This is a genomic window from Achromobacter sp. SIMBA_011, from assembly GCF_046535435.1.
Classification (GTDB): Bacteria; Pseudomonadota; Gammaproteobacteria; order Burkholderiales; family Burkholderiaceae_B; genus Achromobacter; species Achromobacter dolens.
Map to the genome: position 1 here is coordinate 1 of NZ_JAWRWN010001155.1, position 239 is coordinate 239.

The following is a 239-nucleotide window of genomic DNA, read 5'->3' on the forward strand; positions in this document are numbered from 1 at the left end:
CGTTGAACTGGCTCTGCGCCGAACTCATCATGTTGCCAAGGCCATAGTTGGAGGCGACGGTTTCCGATACGACCGAGCCGACGAAGGCGAGCGTGATGGCGATTTTCAGGGAGCCGAAGAAATAGGGCATGGAGCGCGGAATACCGACCTTCAGCATGATATCCATCTTCTTTGCGCCGAGCGCGCGCAGCACATCCTCCGTTTCCGGCTCGATGGTGGCAAGGCCGGTCGCGACGTTG

Annotated in this window: 1 protein-coding gene; it reads right to left on the minus strand. The window is 59.4% G+C overall.

The genetic code is table 11. The features are described 5' to 3' along the window. On the minus strand, positions 1-239 hold a 239-nt coding region (locus tag SB816_RS34670; RefSeq protein ID WP_410548583.1), incomplete at both ends, for an ABC transporter permease.